General features: G+C 50.7%; 17 protein-coding genes. 6 read left to right on the top strand and 11 right to left on the bottom strand.

Features of this window, described 5'->3' with window-relative positions; translation table 11 throughout:
• Positions 1–12: 12 nt before the first annotated feature.
• From U9S71_RS15975 to U9S71_RS15930, 10 genes are all read right to left on the bottom strand, one after another.
• Entirely contained in the window at positions 13–1,584 is a 1,572-nt protein-coding gene (locus U9S71_RS15975) for a M28 family peptidase (RefSeq protein WP_326328611.1), read from the bottom strand.
• A gap of 73 nt (positions 1,585–1,657) precedes the next feature.
• On the bottom strand, positions 1,658–2,101 hold the full coding sequence (rpiB, locus tag U9S71_RS15970; protein WP_326328610.1) for a ribose 5-phosphate isomerase B: 444 nt from the start codon (positions 2,099–2,101) through the stop codon (positions 1,658–1,660).
• Positions 2,102–2,103: 2 nt separating this feature from the next.
• Positions 2,104–3,012: a twin-arginine translocase subunit TatC gene (tatC, locus tag U9S71_RS15965; protein ID WP_326328609.1), complete on the bottom strand. Its 909-nt coding sequence runs from the start codon at positions 3,010–3,012 to the stop codon at positions 2,104–2,106.
• Between the two features lie 73 nt (positions 3,013–3,085).
• A complete protein-coding gene (accC, locus tag U9S71_RS15960) occupies positions 3,086–4,426 on the bottom strand; it encodes an acetyl-CoA carboxylase biotin carboxylase subunit (protein WP_326328608.1) in 1,341 nt (446 codons plus the stop codon).
• A gap of 60 nt (positions 4,427–4,486) precedes the next feature.
• Positions 4,487–4,966 (bottom strand): acetyl-CoA carboxylase biotin carboxyl carrier protein, encoded by a 480-nt coding sequence (gene accB / locus U9S71_RS15955; protein ID WP_326328607.1) that lies wholly within the window; start codon positions 4,964–4,966, stop codon positions 4,487–4,489.
• A gap of 82 nt (positions 4,967–5,048) precedes the next feature.
• Positions 5,049–6,044 (bottom strand): beta-ketoacyl-ACP synthase III, encoded by a 996-nt coding sequence (locus tag U9S71_RS15950; RefSeq protein WP_326328606.1) that lies wholly within the window; start codon positions 6,042–6,044, stop codon positions 5,049–5,051.
• Between the two features lie 8 nt (positions 6,045–6,052).
• Positions 6,053–6,991 carry a phosphate acyltransferase PlsX gene (gene plsX, locus U9S71_RS15945; protein WP_326328605.1) on the bottom strand — a complete coding sequence of 313 codons (939 nt, stop codon included), beginning with the start codon at positions 6,989–6,991 and terminating at the stop codon, positions 6,053–6,055.
• Positions 6,992–7,094: 103 nt separating this feature from the next.
• On the bottom strand, positions 7,095–7,286 hold the full coding sequence (gene rpmF, locus U9S71_RS15940) for a 50S ribosomal protein L32 (RefSeq protein ID WP_326328603.1): 192 nt from the start codon (positions 7,284–7,286) through the stop codon (positions 7,095–7,097).
• A 51-nt stretch (positions 7,287–7,337) separates the two neighbouring features.
• The gene (locus U9S71_RS15935; RefSeq protein ID WP_326328601.1) at positions 7,338–7,874 is read right to left on the bottom strand and encodes a YceD family protein; all 537 of its coding nucleotides are present in this window, start codon (positions 7,872–7,874) and stop codon (positions 7,338–7,340) included.
• 73 nt (positions 7,875–7,947) lie between these two features.
• Complete coding sequence (locus tag U9S71_RS15930; protein ID WP_326328600.1) at positions 7,948–8,601, bottom strand: epoxyqueuosine reductase QueH; 654 nt, start codon at positions 8,599–8,601, stop codon at positions 7,948–7,950.
• 84 nt (positions 8,602–8,685) lie between these two features.
• Between U9S71_RS15930 and U9S71_RS15925 the strand changes: the two genes are divergently transcribed.
• The 3 genes from U9S71_RS15925 (at position 8,686) to U9S71_RS15915 (ending at position 10,565) form a co-directional block, all read left to right on the top strand.
• Positions 8,686–8,976 carry a nucleotidyltransferase family protein gene (locus U9S71_RS15925; RefSeq protein WP_326328599.1) on the top strand — a complete coding sequence of 97 codons (291 nt, stop codon included), beginning with the start codon at positions 8,686–8,688 and terminating at the stop codon, positions 8,974–8,976.
• Entirely contained in the window at positions 8,960–9,403 is a 444-nt protein-coding gene (locus U9S71_RS15920; protein WP_326328597.1) for a HepT-like ribonuclease domain-containing protein, read from the top strand. The genes U9S71_RS15925 and U9S71_RS15920 overlap by 17 nt, the downstream gene beginning before the upstream one ends.
• Before the next feature lie 85 nt (positions 9,404–9,488).
• Positions 9,489–10,565, top strand: a complete 1,077-nt coding sequence (locus U9S71_RS15915; protein ID WP_326328596.1) for a hypothetical protein — start codon at positions 9,489–9,491, stop codon at positions 10,563–10,565.
• 1 nt (position 10,566) lies between these two features.
• On the opposite strand, the gene U9S71_RS15910 is transcribed toward U9S71_RS15915, so the two are convergent.
• A complete protein-coding gene (locus U9S71_RS15910) occupies positions 10,567–11,421 on the bottom strand; it encodes a transglutaminase-like domain-containing protein (RefSeq protein ID WP_326328595.1) in 855 nt (284 codons plus the stop codon).
• A gap of 290 nt (positions 11,422–11,711) precedes the next feature.
• Between U9S71_RS15910 and U9S71_RS15905 the strand changes: the two genes are divergently transcribed.
• From U9S71_RS15905 to U9S71_RS15895, 3 genes are all read left to right on the top strand, one after another.
• Positions 11,712–12,062 carry a hypothetical protein gene (locus tag U9S71_RS15905; protein ID WP_326328594.1) on the top strand — a complete coding sequence of 117 codons (351 nt, stop codon included), beginning with the start codon at positions 11,712–11,714 and terminating at the stop codon, positions 12,060–12,062.
• A 591-nt stretch (positions 12,063–12,653) separates the two neighbouring features.
• On the top strand, positions 12,654–15,542 hold the full coding sequence (locus U9S71_RS15900) for a SusC/RagA family TonB-linked outer membrane protein (RefSeq protein WP_326328593.1): 2,889 nt from the start codon (positions 12,654–12,656) through the stop codon (positions 15,540–15,542).
• Entirely contained in the window at positions 15,542–17,092 is a 1,551-nt protein-coding gene (locus U9S71_RS15895) for a RagB/SusD family nutrient uptake outer membrane protein (protein WP_326328592.1), read from the top strand. The genes U9S71_RS15900 and U9S71_RS15895 overlap by 1 nt, the downstream gene beginning before the upstream one ends.
• The last annotated feature ends 6 nt before the right edge of the window (positions 17,093–17,098 follow it).

The following is a 17,098-nucleotide window of genomic DNA, read 5'->3' as shown; positions in this document are numbered from 1 at the left end:
CGTTTTTTTAAGTTATTCTTTGTTGGAATCCACGACGAGCCGCTTGTCGCGGTTGGCGATTTCCCATGCGGTATGGAAAACCAGCCGGACGCGCTTGGCGAGCATCTCGAAGTTAATCTTATCTACGGTATCTGCAGGCGTGTGGTAATCGGGGTGCAGGCCACTGAAGTAGAAAATCACCGGAATGCCATGTTTCGCAAAGTTATATTGGTCCGAACGGTAGTAGATGCGCATGGGGTCTTTCGGATCGTCGTACATATAATCCAGCTCCATGTGGGTATACTCGGCGTTGGCATTTTCGTTGATCACTTTCAATTCGGAGCTCAGTTTGTCCGACCCGATGACGTGCACATAGTTGTGGTTGCCGCGGAGGTGCTTATCGTCCACCCGGCCAATCATATCGGTATTGAGGTTCACAACGGTATTTTCCAAGGGGAATACCGGATGCCGCGAGTAGTAGTTGGAGCCCAGTAGTCCTTTTTCTTCGGCGGTGACGGTCATGAAAAGGATGCTGCGCCGAGGGCCGTGACCTTCGGCCTTTGCTTTCGAAAAAGCGCGGGCGAGTTCCAGTATACCGGTAGTGCCCGATCCGTTGTCGTCCGCGCCGAAGTAGATCGTGCCGTTCTGGTTGCCTTCGTGGTCGTAATGTGCGGTAAGCACCAGCACTTCATCCTTGAGGTCGGTACCCTCGAGGTAACCCAATACGTTATCGGATGTAAACGGTTCGGTAACCGAACCGAAGGTCGTCTTCAGTCGGGTTTTAAAGGTTTTGCTGTGGGGTTTCCGGGTGTCATCGATACGTTTGGTCAATTTATCGATGGAGGTTTCGGCACGGACGAGCAGCAGGTCGGCCATTTCGGGGGTGATGTTGGCCACCGGCGTACGGCCGGCATCAGGGACGTTGTTGGCACCTTCATCCAACGCAATACGTGGCTGGGTGAGGCGGCTTCCAACACGTTCGAGGGTTTCCGACACCGAGCTGGAAACTGCGATGATGAGTTTTGGGTTTCTCGACGTGAGGTTTTGCAGGCGCTTGGTGCGCGAGGTTACCCATTCCGAAGGGGTGTCGGTACCCGTAATCAGTGAATTTCCCTGCGCATCTTTGGGCTCACCATCGCTGATTACCAATACGACTTTACCACTGATGTCGATTTCTTCCAGATCATCATACGTTGCTTCGCTGATGCCATAGCCAATGAAGATGATTTCTTTAGCATCAACGGTGGTCTCAGGGCCACCGCCCACGAAATAGAAGTCCGTCCCGTTAGTAAATGATTTCCCATTGATGGTAAATTCGCTGACGTCGAATTGCGTACGTATTAATTTGACAGGCTGGAAGTACGACCCGTCTACGGGGCCGGTCAATCCCAAACGTTTAAACTCGTTGGCGATATATTCGGCGGCCTTTTCACCCCCGGGCTCACCGGTTCCGCGGCCCTCGAATTCGGCCGAAGCCAGGACGGAGAGGTGGGCCCTGGCGGTTTCAGGGCTGATCTCGGCAGCATATTTCAGTTGTACCGGATCTTGGGCCATAATGCATCCGCAAAGGGCCGGGATAAGGAATAACGATAACAATTGCTTCATGGTGCTTTTATTTTGAGACATTAGACGCTAGACAATAGACACTAGACCACTTTCTCCGGGCTACCGAGCACGGTCACGAACAACTCATTTTACTGACGCGGTTGGCATGCCTGCCGCCTTCAAAATCGGTGGTAAGGAACTTGTCGATGATAGCCTTTGCCAGCTCCACTTCGATAAAACGGGCGGGGATACAAACGATGTTGGCATCGTTGTGTTGCCGCGCGAGGGTAGCCAATTCTTCCTGCCAGCAGATGGCAGCGCGGATACCTTGGTGTTTGTTGGCCGTAATGGCTACTCCGTTGGCGCTGCCGCATATCAATATACCGCGGTCAAATTCACCGCTTTCTACCGCTGTCGCCACGGGATGTGCGAAATCGGGATAATCCACCGAATCGGCCGTATGGGTGCCAAAATCGTTGACGGTGTAGCCTGCGCGCGTCAGGAAATCCAGCAACTCGGCTTTATAGGTAAAACCGGCATGGTCGCCGCCGATGGCGATGGTATGTGGTTTATTCATGATCAATCCGATTGGTTTTCCTCTTCTTGTTTTTCCTCTTTATTGTAGAACTCGGCATCGGCAGCCATCCGTTTCTTGTGCACCCGCGAAGCAACCACAATACTCAACTCGTAGAGTAAGAACATAGGGAAACTAACGGTGAGCATGGTAACGACATCGGCAGAAGGCGTAATGATCGCAGCAATGATCAGGATGATGACAACGGCGTACTGGCGCGACTTCCGCATGAACTGCGGAGTCATAATACCCATTTTTGAAAGGATGTAGATGACAATTGGTAACTCGAAGATGATACCGCATCCCAGCGTGAGCGTGGCCACGAACGACAAGTAGTTCTGCACGGTGATGGTATTGTCGATATCGTTACTGATGGAAAAATTAGCTAAAAAGTTTATCGACAGTGGCACCACCACGTAGTAGCCAAATAAAATTCCGAGAAGGAATAGCATGCTGGCGTAAAACACGAACCCGCTGGCGGATTTCCGTTCAATCTCGGTCAATGCGGGCTTGATGAAGAGCCATACTTCATATAGGAGGTAGGGAAAGCCCAGCATCACCGCAATGATTAGCGACGAATTGATCTGGAGGAGGAACTGCCCCGCCATCTGGGTGTTAATAATGGTTCCCGGTACTTCGGTAACACAGAAATTGGGAATGTTGAGCCATTCCGCAATCCGGCACATCACGCGATAGGTCCAGAAATCAGCGTTCTTTGGTCCCATGATGATGTCGTCAAAAATGAAATCGTAAAACGAAAATGCGACGATCACGAAGACCATGATGGCAATGGCCGATCGGATCAGGTGCCAGCGTAATACTTCCAAGTGGTCAAAGAATGACATCTCGGCCTCAAGGCTTTTGCCTTTTTGTTTGAGGGTCTCTACGAATTTTTTGCCAGATATTTTGCTCATGATGTTGTGAAAAGCAAAAATACCATTCTATTTGATAAGAATGGTATTTTTGAAGGGATGTTGTTACATTTATTTATTCACTCAAATCAAACGTCTCCATAAACTTGGTGGTAAAGTTGCCGGCCCTGAAATTCGGGTCGCGCATTAACCGCAAGTGCAATGGAATGGTGGTTTTGACGCCCTCGATAATAAACTCGCTTAATGCGCGCTCCATGGTAGAGATCGCCTCATCGCGGGTCTGGGCCACGCAAATGAGCTTGGCAATCATGGAGTCGTAATTGGGCGGGATAACGTAGCCCGAATAGGCGTGGGTATCTACCCGTACGCCGTGACCGCCGGGCGAGTGAAAGTTGGTGATTTTGCCGGGCGAGGGTCTGAAGCCATGGAACGGGTCTTCGGCATTGATACGACACTCGATGGCATGCATGGTGGGCTCGTAGCTGGTGCCCGAAATCGGGATGCCCGCTGCCACCTTGATCTGCTCTTTGATGAGGTCGAAATTGATGACCTCTTCCGTAACGGGGTGTTCCACCTGGATACGGGTATTCATTTCCATGAAATAGAAGCTGCGGTGTTTGTCTACCAGAAACTCAATGGTACCTGCACCTTCGTAGTTAACGGCCTTGGCGCCCTTGATGGCTGCGTCGCCCATGGCACGGCGTAGCTCGGGTGTGATAAACGGAGAGGGAGCCTCCTCGATGAGCTTTTGGTGACGCCGTTGGATGGAGCAATCGCGTTCGGAGAGGTGGCATACGGTGCCGAATTGGTCGCCCACCACTTGGATTTCGATGTGCCGCGGATCTTCCACGAATTTCTCGAGGTAGATACCGTCGTTGCCGAAGGCAGCTCCGGCCTCCTGGCGTGCCGAATCCCACGCCGGTTCAAACTCTTCATCTTTCCACACGATACGCATTCCACGCCCGCCGCCGCCGGCGGTGGCCTTGAGGATAACGGGGTAGCCGATTTCATTGGCTATCGTGATCCCTTCTTTCACATCGCTTACCAACCCGTCCGATCCGGGAATAGTAGGTACACCCGCACGCTTCATGGTCTCCTTGGCCGATGCCTTGTCGCCCATCTGCTCGATCTGCTCGGCCGTGGCACCGATAAATTTGATGCCATATTGATTGCAGATGGATGAAAATCGGGCGTTTTCGGAGAGAAAACCGTAGCCGGGGTGTATCGCATCGGCGTTAGTAAGTTCCGCAGCGGAAATGATGTTGGGTATATTGAGGTATGAGTCTTTGCTTGGCGGGGGGCCTATGCACACGGCCTCGTCGGCAAAACGTACATGCAGGCTGTCGCGATCGGCAGTGGAATACACCGCTACGCTTTTGATGCCCATTTCACGGCAGGTGCGGATAATGCGTAACGCAATCTCACCCCGGTTTGCTATTAGTATTTTTTTGAACATGAATGTCTAGCTATCTTCGGTAGTATGTGTTCGTCTACGGTGCATACCTGCGCGACCGTATTATTTTGGCTCAACCAAAAATAACGGTTGGTCGTACTCTACAGGCTGTGCGTCTTCAACCAAGATCTTAACGATTTTGCCCGAGATCTCCGATTCAATCTCATTGAAAAGTTTCATGGCCTCGATGATGCAGACCACTTTGCCCGCATTGACATCATCACCAACATTTACAAACACCGGTTTGTCTGGCGATGACGACCGGTAAAACGTGCCGATCATGGGCGACTTGATGGTGAGGTAGTTCGACGTGTCATCTGCTTTGGTCGCCGCTGGCTTCGGCGCTTCTGGTGCCGGAGCTGCAGGTGCTGCCGCCGGTAGCGGTGCGGGTGCAGCCGTCGGTACGGTTGCCGTAACGTAAGTAGGGGCTTGGTTCGTCTTTATGGTGATTTTGAAATCCTCCTCTTCAATAGCCACTTCATTCACCCCCGATTTAGCGACAAACTTAATCAGGTCTTGAATCTGTTTGATATCCATGCTCATTGTTTAGTAGGTTTTGATAATAAAGAATCAAAAAAATTAGCTAATCTATTATATAACAAATAAAATCGGTATTTATTGCGCGTTAATCGCCGTATGCCCATTTCAGGTACACGGAACCCCATGTAAATCCACCACCAAAGGCGGCAAGGATGAGGTTATCGCCTTTTTTCAGCTGGCTTTCCCATTCCCAAAGGCAGAGTGGGATGGTGCCGGCGGTGGTATTTCCATAACGTTGGATGTTGACCATCACCTTCTCCTCGCTCAGCCCCATGCGGTCTGCCGTGGCATCGATGATGCGCTTATTCGCTTGATGCGGAACCAGCCAAGCCACGTCGTCGGCCGTGAGGTTGTTGCGGTTCATGATTTCGGCAGCTACATCGGCCATGTTGGTCACCGCAAACTTGAAGACCGTGCGGCCCTCTTGGTACGCAAAGTGCAGGTCGGCATCAACCGTGGCGTGTGAGGCGGGGAGGAGTGAGCCACCCGCCTTGATGTTGAGGTATGGGCAACCCGAACCATCGACTTTGAGAATGGAGTCGATCACACCCATGCCTTCTTCGTTCGGCTCGAGCAGTACAGCACCACAGCCATCGCCGAAGATGATACAGGTGGTACGGTCTTTATAGTTGATGATCGACGACATTTTGTCGCCACCTACCACCAATACTTTTTTGTGCGTACCGGCCTCGATAAACTGCGCGCCGGTGGTGAGTCCGTAGATAAAGCCCGAGCAGGCCGCTTGCAAATCAAAGCCCCAGGCGTTCACCGCACCTACTTTATCAGCCAGGATGTTGGCCGTGGCAGGGAAAGGCATATCGGGCGTTACCGTACAGAAGATAATCAGGTCGATCTCGTCAGCACCGATGCCCCGCTTTTCCAACAAGCCGTTTACCGCAGGTACGGCCATGTCTGAGGTCGCCTTGCCTTCACCTTTCAGGATACGCCGTTCCTTTATCCCCGTGCGGGTGGTAATCCACTCGTCGTTCGTGTCAACCATGGTTTCGAGTTCCTGGTTGGTAAGGATATAATCAGGTACGTACCCGTGTACAGCCGTTACGGCAGCATGAATTTTTGACATATAACAAATTAATTGAAAGCCTGTTTTATTCGTTCGATGATGTCCGATTCAATCATGGTTTTAGACAGCATGACCATGTTTTTTATCGCCTCGGGACTGGAAATGCCATGCCCGATGATGACGGGTGCATTAACACCCAGGATAGGGCTGCCGCCATACTGCTCATAATTGAAGCGGTCGAAAAACGCGTCTTTGAACCCTTTCTTCCGTGTCAGTACATAAAATGATTCAGCAAGTTTAAGCACGATATTGCCAACGAATCCGTCGCACACCATCACATCGGCCTTTTCGTCAAAGAGTTCGCGGCCTTCCACATTGCCAACAAAATTGATGTGGCTGTTTTCTTTGAGGAGGGGGTAGGCTGCCAACGTAAGTGCATTGCCCTTTTCGGCTTCCTCGCCGATATTGACCAAGCCAACGGTCGGATTTTCGATACCATATACATGCTCCGAAAAAAGGCTGCCCAGCAATCCGAACTGTGGGAGCATTTCCGGTTTGCAGTCGGCATTGGCACCCACATCGAGGAGGATACCGAAGCCGCTTTTTATTTTCGGAACGTTGGTGGCGATGGCCGGGCGGATGATACCGGGTACGGTTTTGACACTCAATACCGCCCCTACCAGCATAGCACCGGTATTCCCCGCCGAAGCAAAGGAATCGATGGCGCCCTCTTTGAGCAACTGGAATCCGCGGCTGATGCTTGAATCGGGCTTCTGGGCGATGGCTTTGGTGGGGTGCTCGCCCATGCCGATTTGATCTGGGGCATGTACGTATTCAAAAAAAGCAGGGTTTCCCCCTGCTTTTTCAATGTGTTGCTTAGCAATATCTTGGTCGCCTATGAGTACGATTTTTTGATCTTCCGAAAGCTGTTTGGCAGCTAAAACAGCACCCGCTACGGTTGCTTCCGGGGCAAAATCGCCACCCAATATATCTAAACCAATCTTCATTCGTTATTGTCGCTGAATCCGATAATACGCAAAAACATCCCAAAGTAACGCATAAAAAATCAGTTACGCATGATGGGATGTTCGATTTTTTTGAAAGATCAATTTAGGCGGAAGCAGTGTTCTCGACGATCAATTTACCATTATAATAAAGGTTGCCATCCACCAAATACGCGCGGTGTGGCAGGTGTACAGCGCCTGTTTCCTTGCAGGTTACCAAGGTGGGGCGTTCTGCTTTATAATGTGTCCTTCTTTTGTCTCTCCGTGATTTGGAAATCTTACGTTTTGGATGTGCCATCTCGTATTCTACTTATTTTGTTTATTATCTTGTTCGTTTATCTGTCTTTGCTCAATTATACTTAATTTTCTTGAGCGCATCCCAACGGGGATCTGTCTGCTTTTCTTCCTTTTGTTCGTGTGCCGGAGCCAGACCATCGAGCTTAGCCAGCACACTTTCGTCGCAAGTGATGTTTTCGCCTTGCTCGCTGCACTTGTTGTAGAGCGGTATGGATACGTTGATGTACTCATACAGTAGCCCGGCAATGTCTAGCTCGTGCTCATGTTTAGCCAGCACAATGATTTCTTCCGAGCTTTCAGCAGCGCCTTCATCCGTAAATTTAACGATCAGTCGTTCCTCGATATCGGTCTTCGCCGGAAAAGGCGACAAACAAACATCGCATGCAAGCATGACCGAGCCCGTGATACGGAACTGTAAAATCATCATGGTCTCCTGTTTGACCAGGTTTACATGCGCTTTCAACCTACCATCTTTTACGATGGAATAATCATAGCAATCAAAGAACGCTTTGCCAATGTCGAACGCAAAGTCGTGCGTGCCCAAGCTCAGCCCCGTGAAGGGAATCCGGTATTGCTTCAAATAATTCACCACCCCACAATTGAGCCCGCAAAGGTATATATAAAATATAAGATATGAAAGTTTTTTGTCGTTAACGGAGCGCTCACTCGCCGTAATAATGCTTCCCGATCTCAATCCGCTCGCGGCCATTCTCCAGCCGCCAATGGTTGGTGTCGCGTAGGGAGTATGCGCAACCGCAATATTCCTGCATATAAAACTCCTCCCGCTTGCTGATTTCGAGCATGCGCGAGGAACCGCCTTTCTTGCGCCAGTTGAAGGTCCAATACGAAATGCCGGGGTAATGGCCTGCCGCACGCTCACCGCAATCGTTGATCTGCTCAAAATTCTTCCAACGTGAAATGCCCAATGAGCTGGTGATCACCGGAAACCCATTTTCATGGGCGTATAATGCAGTACGTTCAAAACGCATATCGAAGCACATGGTGCAGCGAATACCACGCTCAGGCTCATGTTCCATGCCCTTTGCCCGGGCAAACCAGTCGTCAACGTCGTAATCGGCATCAACGAAAGGGATACCATGCTGCTCAGCAAAGCGGATGTTCTCATCTTTACGAAGGTCGTATTCCTTGCGCGGATGAATGTTGGGGTTGTAAAAGTAGATGGTGAAATCAATATCCGATGCAATCAATGCCTCCATCACCTCGCCGGAGCAGGGGGCACAGCACGAGTGCAGCAGCAGTTTGTTGCCGCCATCGGGTAATGCTAGTTTTTCGCGTTTAAACTCCGTATTGTCCATATCCCGCCAACGTTAGTGAAACGGCAAAATTAGTGATAAAGCTGGATTGTTGCAAGTGAGGGTTTCTTTATGTAACTTTGTAGTGTGCAGGTAATTGATTTCCATAGCTTCGAACATTTTCTCCGTGAAAGGAACGTGTTTTCGCGTTTCGGTCTGGAACGGATTGGCGTTTTTGGTTCATTTGCCCGCGGAGAATCATTCAATGACATTGATTTGCTTCTCGATACCCATATTGATTTGGACCGTCGTATTGCGTTGCGTGCATTTCTGGAAGATGAACTCGGTGTATCTATTGATATCGTTGTAAAGGATTTTGCCGAACCTATCATATTACATCGTGCGTTAAAGGATGTGAAATATGCAACCGCAGCCTAAAAATGATCTTGTTTATCTGCTCGGAATTCTTGAAGCAATAGGTAAGATTGAACATTACAGTAAAGATTTTGACGACCCTTACGAATTCTATATAGCGGACGATCAACTCCGCTTCAATGCATCACTTATGCTTATTGCTACCATAGGTGACTATGCGCGTAAAGTCAGCATTGATATGCAGGCCAAGTATCCTGAAGTCCCTTGGAAAGAAATGTATGGAACACGAAACCGTATCGCCCATGATTATATGGGGGTCGATTTCGAAATTACCTTCCGTATTATAAAAACACATTTGCCAGAATTACGAGTGCATATAGAAGGAATGACCAATAACGAGTTAAGGTCAGGCATCTTATCGCAGGAAGAATTAGAGATTGCACATCATAGTAGTTGGTATAAATACGTAGACTTTTCCGCGCTCGTCTAATTAATCATCCCTGCCGGGAGTTTGGGTCCGAACGAGACGTGTTTGCGTCGTCAAAAATTTATACCTTTGCACAAAACGCCGTTGGATGAAGAAATCGCTTGGTTTTCCGTGGGTAGCACTTGGTGCATTACTGGCTATTGCCGGCTGCATGCGCAACGATGATGAGCCGGAGTACCCGAAACGGCCGATTGCCCGATTGTATGTTTCAATTGAGGACTATCAGTACGATGCCTCGAAAGATGATATCGCCAACGTGGTACTGATCGATCCGGCAGATACGTCAGAGATGTACCTGGCATTGAACCACGATTCCGAAGCCGTGGGCGGTGCGGGTATCCACTTCAACCCGTTCGCTAGCCGATTATTCCAAGCAGGTTATAACGATACAACCATCCGGATAATGACCGTAGGCATGCTAGGTAACTTGGGCAACTCGGGGCGTATCGGGAACGGGTTGCTGAAACAGATGCGGGGCATTGCCTATCATCAACCCACCGAGCTGCTGTACGTGGCAAGCGCAAACACGATTTACGGTTTTCATCAACCTATGAATCGCAATGGGTTTACCGATCCGGATCGGGTGTTGCGATTAGGTGCCGAGATGCGGCCCTGGAGCGTGTTGTTATGGAACGACAGTTTATTGGTGTCTAACTCGGGAAACAATGGGGGGGTTGCGCTCTATGGTAATCTTTCGCAAATCGATTCGCTCGCACCCGACTTCCAGGCGTTGTCCAACATCCGTATTGAGGGCGCCAATGCCATCCGGGGTATCGCCTTCGTTGACTCGTTGGACTTACTGGTTGCCGCAGATTACGGTGTGGTACAAGGTGAAACTCGGTCGGCTACTGGTAAAGTGTACATCATCGAAGGCATCAAAGCGCATTTAGACAAGCCATCATCTACCGTATCACCCACCCGCACCATCAGCGGTGCCTTAACGGGTTTAACGGGGCCGGTTGACGTTGCCATAGACCCTCGGGGCGGCACCAGCAGGCGCACCATCTTCGTGGCCGACCGCGACGGGCATACCATTTCAAGATTCCCATTATCCGCCGACGGAAATGTTGCCCCGGAGGGGACCGTTTCCTTAGACGTGCCGGCAAATGACCGCCGTCCGTTTGGCATTTACTTCGATGTGCGCGGAGATGCGGTAACGCAATAACTTAAGTAAGCAGTTCGAGCATCCGGTTTATTTCGTCGGTTTTGGCCGCATTGCCCGCCTGAGAATAAGAGGTGGTCAGGTTGCGTAGCACCCTAACGATGATGTCGACATTGCTACATGGCAACACGAAATTATCACTCGGGGCGAGGTTGAGCTGCTTAAGGAACGCCACTACATCATGCCGCCCAAATATCTGCCCCCTATTAAACGCATTGATGTAAAACAAGATGCCGTCTTTACTTTCTACGGGCGTATGGTCTTCCGTGTATGCCAATATGAAATGCTTTGGCAAGTTGACACCATATATAGGGATGTCCAATTTCTGGGCAACGATACTATAAATACAGGCCAGTAGGATCGGATTGCCTTTGTGCGTTTCCAGTACCTGCCCTACGTAAGAGTTTTGGGGGTCGTGGTAGTTGCTTGTGTTACCCGAAAAGCCGTGCGCGTTGTATATGATATTATTGAGAAGCCGCACTTTCTCCACCGCACTCATGCTGTAGATCATGTCTAGCCAGGCATCGCGCTTGATGGCTTCAATTTGGTTGATGATTTTCTGCTCGTCGACATCCGGGTATTGGTACTTGTTGACGATGATTAACCCTTGGAGCAAATCGAACGAGCCGCTCAGTTTCCAGAGCTCCAGTTCCTGCAACACATCTTCAAACTGAATCTTATGGATCAGGTTTTCGATGCGGGTTTGTAGCATCACGTCAAAAGATTGGCCCCATACCGTTTCCAACCGATCGATGACCTCGGGACCCATCATGATGAGTTTTTGCTCCACATGCTGGAACACCTCGGCATCCGGGTCGTCCAACAGTTTAATCAACGAATCTATTTCTTTCTCGTTCATCTATGACAAACTTAGGGATAATAGCGTTGATATGCAATTCGATAGGTGAATATGACATGATTCTTATATGTTCGTATAAGGATACATCAACATAAGATTGGTGGTTTCGTGGCATCCAATCCTTGGGTGATAAAGGTAGCCGATAGACATATTGATAGAACAACTGCCGTTTCGAATACGGCTTCGGGACCGCTCCGAGACCGCTCCCAGACTGCTGCGGTGTTCTTGGGTATGTACGAGCTTTCCCCGCCGGTTCCGCGTGCTGTGTTCAGCAGCGAACCAGCACGGTGATGGCCGGAGTACAGCACGAAGACCCGACCATGATGCGGAGCCTTTCGGGTACCGGTACGCCTGTAGGTGAAATGCATACGGAAGCACCACGCCTTGCTGACGGCGGTCATAGGAGAGCCTACCCAATCCTGTGCTCCAACCCACCTTCCCTTACCCTTCCTCCGGGTCCTATCCCCATATGTCCCGCATATATCTCGGTAAAAAGCCCCAAAAGCGGCACTTTAGCGGAGGGTAAGCGGCTACATAGCGGGAGAAAGGCGCATTGGGGCAGGGAAAGGGTAGGGCAGGGATCGGATTGGGGTCGTGCTGGAGACCGCTTCGGGTCGGCTTCGGGTCGGCTTCGGAGGTAAGTTTACCCTCCATGCTGCCTTGTACTGCGCTTAGACTGGCGGCGCCAAACGGAGCCCAGTCCGAGTCCAAACCAAGCCCAGTCGAAATCCAAACCAAACACCGAAGCCATTCCGAAAGCTATCCCGTGAGGAGGTGGGGTAGGAAGTGTCCAGTATACAGCGGAAATGCACAATACAAAAATAAAATAAAAAAAATTTGCTAAAACGTTTTTATTTTCCATACCTTAGCCCCACAGTTAGAAACCAAGTATAATTTAATTAGTTAAACGCAAACCAAATTAAAAACTAATGAAAAGGATATGGTAAATCATTACTTTCTTTTTTAACATCTCAATGGCTACCGCTGGCGCCTAAGTAGTCGGTTGAAGATAAACCTAAAGAAATCATTATATAGTATAATCGCTGGTGGTCTGTCGCGTAGATGGACGTGGCAATGGGTGTATGGTATAACCCACGTCACCAAGGGATTAAATGACCACTGATAAGTAAAAATTGGCTAACCTAATTATAGCTATGCGTCAAATAAAAATAACGATTGTTTGCATTGTCTTGTTGTCGATAGGGCACACGGGGGCTCGTGCTAATTGGTTTTTGCAATCACTAAAGGAAGGTGATACGACCTCGGTAGCCCACGACGCGGATAGCACGGCATCGCTCGCCGGCGATAGCGCCGCGGTTCACAACCAAGTTCGACCCGATCTGGTGCCACTCGATGTGGAGCGGCTATCGCTGTCGCCCATGGTATCCCTGCAGCAAGTATTGAAAAACGAAGCGTCCGGGTTGTACGTGCAGGAAGCGACGGGCGAACCGGGAACCGTGCAGCAAATGTTCTTACGGGGAATATCCATGCCGCTGACTTCCGTTAGAGAGGTGTATCAAACCCAACCCCTGGTGGTATTGGATGGCATACCTTTAGTAGGCGAACATCCATTTGCCTATGACATCAAAATGTTCGATTTCAACCGGATCGGACCAGCCACCAACCTGTTGGCCGGAATCGACATGAACAACATCGATTACGTGCAGGTGCTCAAGGACCCGGTGGATATCGCTTCTTACGGTCCCATGGGCGTAAACGGCGTCATTGTCTTACGGACCAAGCGCGCTACGCAACAAACAAAGATCAACGTGAACTCGTATATCGGTATGGCCCAACGGCCGTTTGTCACCACCGTCAATGGCGCGTTTGAAAATGCCTTCCGCCAGCAGTTTTATGACCGCTATACGGCCACGGGCGTTTATTCCGAGGATGACAGCTATCCCCTCTACCTGAGTGATTCGTTGAATGCCGATTATTACGGCCCTTCCAATTGGACGGATAGTTACTACCGCAACGGCTTGAACCACGCCATTAATGCGGATATCGCCGGCGGGATTCAACGCGCCAAATTCAGGTTTTCGGCTGGAAAGCTCTCCAACCAAGGGGTGGCGGACGATACGAAAGTTGATCGCTACAGCACGATGTTCAACCTGTACATGCAGCCGGTGAAATGGCTGGGTTTTACCACGATGATCAATGGAAACCGGATTATCCGTGACCGTAACCGGACACTGCGCGACCGTTTTGGCGAAATGGGCTATCTTCCTGAACTTCAATCGCCATTGGCGCCTAATAATACGATTTACAGCCAGTACCTTAGCCGCTATGACGACGGGTTCGACAATAACGCCACCAACATCATCCAGGGGTTCGTTAACCTTGAATTTACCTTTTCGAAACTGCGGATCAATTCCAAATTCGCGGTCGATTACAACGAAGGGTACCGCGATATCTTCTATCCGCGCTCGCTGATGGACGACGTTAATTTCGCTTCAAACTATTACGGATTCAATCAACGGCTGGTGTTTGATAATTCCGCCCGCTACGATTGGCAGATCAATGACGCACACGCATTGCAGCTTAGCGGTGGCGGTGTACTGCAGTGGGACACCTATAAGTATAATTATGCCTATGGCTACCGCGGCATCAACGATTTCATTAAACTCAACCTGATCGAGGCCGATCGGAACGACCCCGAGTTCCTGGAACCAACCGGATTCGACCATGAGCTGGTATATAAGTTCCTGGATCGGACCCAACAAAACCTGGTGTCCTTCTACGGCAAAGCGGATTATTCCTTTAAAGATCATTACAAGCTCGCCCTCTTGCTACGTACCGATGGTACTTCCAATGCGCAACCCACCAGCCGATGGCTGTTTACACCCGCGCTTTCGTTTAAGTGGGATGTGAAGAACAGTGTGCTGCCGGAGGCCAGCGGCTTGTCCGACTTCGGGGTGCGCATAGGTGCTGCCCGTGTGGGTAGGGTGTATGCCTTTGATAATTTCTCACAGGGCCCGCAATATACGGCCGATGTAACGTACAGCGGCAATGTCACCACGCCGGGATACAACGCCATGGCCGTATTATCGCGCCCTTACAATTTCGGATGGGTAGGTTATGGTATTCCATGGGCCTATTCAGACCGGTTGAACGTGGGTGTCGATATCGGCGCTTGGAATGGCCGGTTCAATGCTTCGGTCGACGGGTATATACGCGATGATAAAGAGCAACTGTTGGGGGTGCCGGCTTTCGCCGAGTACGGATACAGCCAATCGTATGAGCACGGCATGGACGTGCGCAACGTAGGGGTGGATGTGGCGCTTGCGGGTTCCATACTGGAACCCGCCGGTCGGAATTTGGCATGGACGTCTGCGTTGCGCATTAGCTTCAACGAAAATGAGCTGCGGGCCCTGCCACGGGGGCTGGACCAATTGATTGTGGGCGACAGGTTGCTGAAAGTGGGCAGCCGGATCGATCAGTTTTGGTTACTCCAGAATGATGGGATATACGCCGCCGATGGTGAAGTGCCGCTACAGGATGGCGCGCCGCGTACATTCAATGGCATTACCCTCAAAGCGGGCGATCCGAATTGGCGGGACAATAACGGGGACAACCGGATAACGAGTGAAGACAAAGCGCTGCTGGGGAATGCATTGCCAAAGGTTTTCGGTGGGTTTGACAACCAGTTCAGCTACGGGGATTGGTCGCTCGGCATCAATTTCCACTTCCAGCTGGGCCGGAAGCTCCTGAACCAGCGGGTGGCTAACCGATTCGACTTCATCAACCGCGAAGGCGGCACGTCCATGGATGCGGTGAAGGAAATCACGTATTGGGAGAAACGCGGTGACTACGGGGATTATCCATTATATAATCCGTGGAGTACGGTAATTCCGTACCGGATTGACCAAGACCTATTCCTGGAAGATGGTTCATTCCTGAAATTACGGTCCCTATCGCTAGGATATGATTTGACGGATTGGGCCAGCCAGCGGATCAAAGGAGCGGAGCGTCTGTATGTTTACGGGTCGGTATTCAACGTGTTCACGGTGAGCTCGTTTTCCGGTGGCGATCCGGAATTGGCCGGCTACAACGGCTATTACTCGGGCTACGGGATGACGATACCCCGCACATTTACTTTGGGAGTTAAATTGAGTTTGTAATGAAGCTACAGTATAACATGATAACAGGTAATTTATTCAGACGCTTTGTTCCTGCAGCCTTGCTGGTCCTGTGTTTGTTCAGCATGGGTTGCCAGAAGATGCTGGATGTCAATTCCACCCGTGCGGTTGGCGAGGAAAACATGTGGAACACGATGGAAGACTCCCGTGCCGCACTCATGGGGCTGTATGGGCTTACCCGTGCCGCACTGGTGGATAACAACGCCCATTGGGTCTATGGCGATGTCCGTGCCGGGGAATTCAAAAGCCCCAACCGGCCGGATCTGCGGGCGGTCATTGCCAATGACCTCACCGCTTCGTATGCATCCATCGATGCCCTTTCCAATTGGCGCCGGTTTTACGCGGCCATCAATGCGGCAAATATCTTCCTGGAGCGTATCCATGAAGTCAAAGAGGCAGACCGGCGGTATACCGACAACAACTTAACCGTGGATATCGCGCAAGCGCGGTTTCTGCGCGCCTTCTGTTATTTCTATATGGTGCGGGTGTGGGGCGATGTACCGTTGATTATCTCATCGCACGACGGGGCCTTCGAGAACAAGCCGCGCGACGACCAGGATAAAGTGATGGCGTGGGCGGAGCAGGAACTGCTTGCGGCAGCGGCCGACCTGCCCTATCGGTACAGCGTGAACGACGAGCAGCAGCTGGGCAACTATTATAATGAAGATGGCAGCAGGTGGAACGGTGCCCTGGCGCGGAAGCTTTCTGCTTACGGCGTACTCGCACACCTGGCCGCGTGGCAGCGCAATTATTCCAACGTGGCCACCTACACGGACTTCGTGTTGACCAACTTTATCCGGGCGAATAACAATTACGTAACCACATCGCACCTAACCGATGCCAACGGCTTTTTCTTCGATAAGCGCAATAACCAATTGTTGAGCTTCCACTTCCAATGGTCGTATGCCGACCATTCCTTTGCAGGGCATTTGGAAGAGCTTACGCTGGCTGCGCCGATCATCAACAAAAGCATGCCCGATATCTATCTGCCCAAAGACTCCATCCTGTCGATTTTCAGTGAGGCGAAAGACGAGCGGTTTAGCCTGGATACGCTGGGTTACCCATCCAACGAGCGGTATTTCACCAATTTCAACGGGAAGTACCCGATCTTCAGTAAGATCAAGTGCATCATGGGAGGGTCTACCACCAACGCAAACTTGCGTACCTACTCCAGTGCCGTGGTGTTTACGCGGCTGGAAGACCTCACCTTGCTGCGTGCAGAAGCGCTGGCCGTGCTGGGCGACCGCAATGGTGCCATCGAAAACCTGAATGTGATCCGTGACCTCCGGGGAATGGAACCCTACGATGAGGAGATCTCCGGTACGCTGCTGGAAGCCATCTTCCGCGAGCGGCAGCGGGAGTTGATGGGTGAGGGGCACCGTTGGTACGACCTGGTCCGTTATCACCGCATCAAACGGCATGACCCCGGGTTTACGCAGTTGATTGAGCAAGGGGGGATTTATTGGCCCCTGAGCCAGTCGTTGACGGGCCAGAATACATTATTGGAACAAACTGAATATTGGCAAAAATAACCACGA

The organism is Parapedobacter flavus (assembly GCF_035818675.1).
GTDB lineage: Bacteria > Bacteroidota > Bacteroidia > Sphingobacteriales > Sphingobacteriaceae > Parapedobacter > Parapedobacter flavus.
The sequence above is the reverse complement of the archived record's forward strand: the minus strand, read 5'-3'. Positions and strand labels throughout refer to the sequence as shown.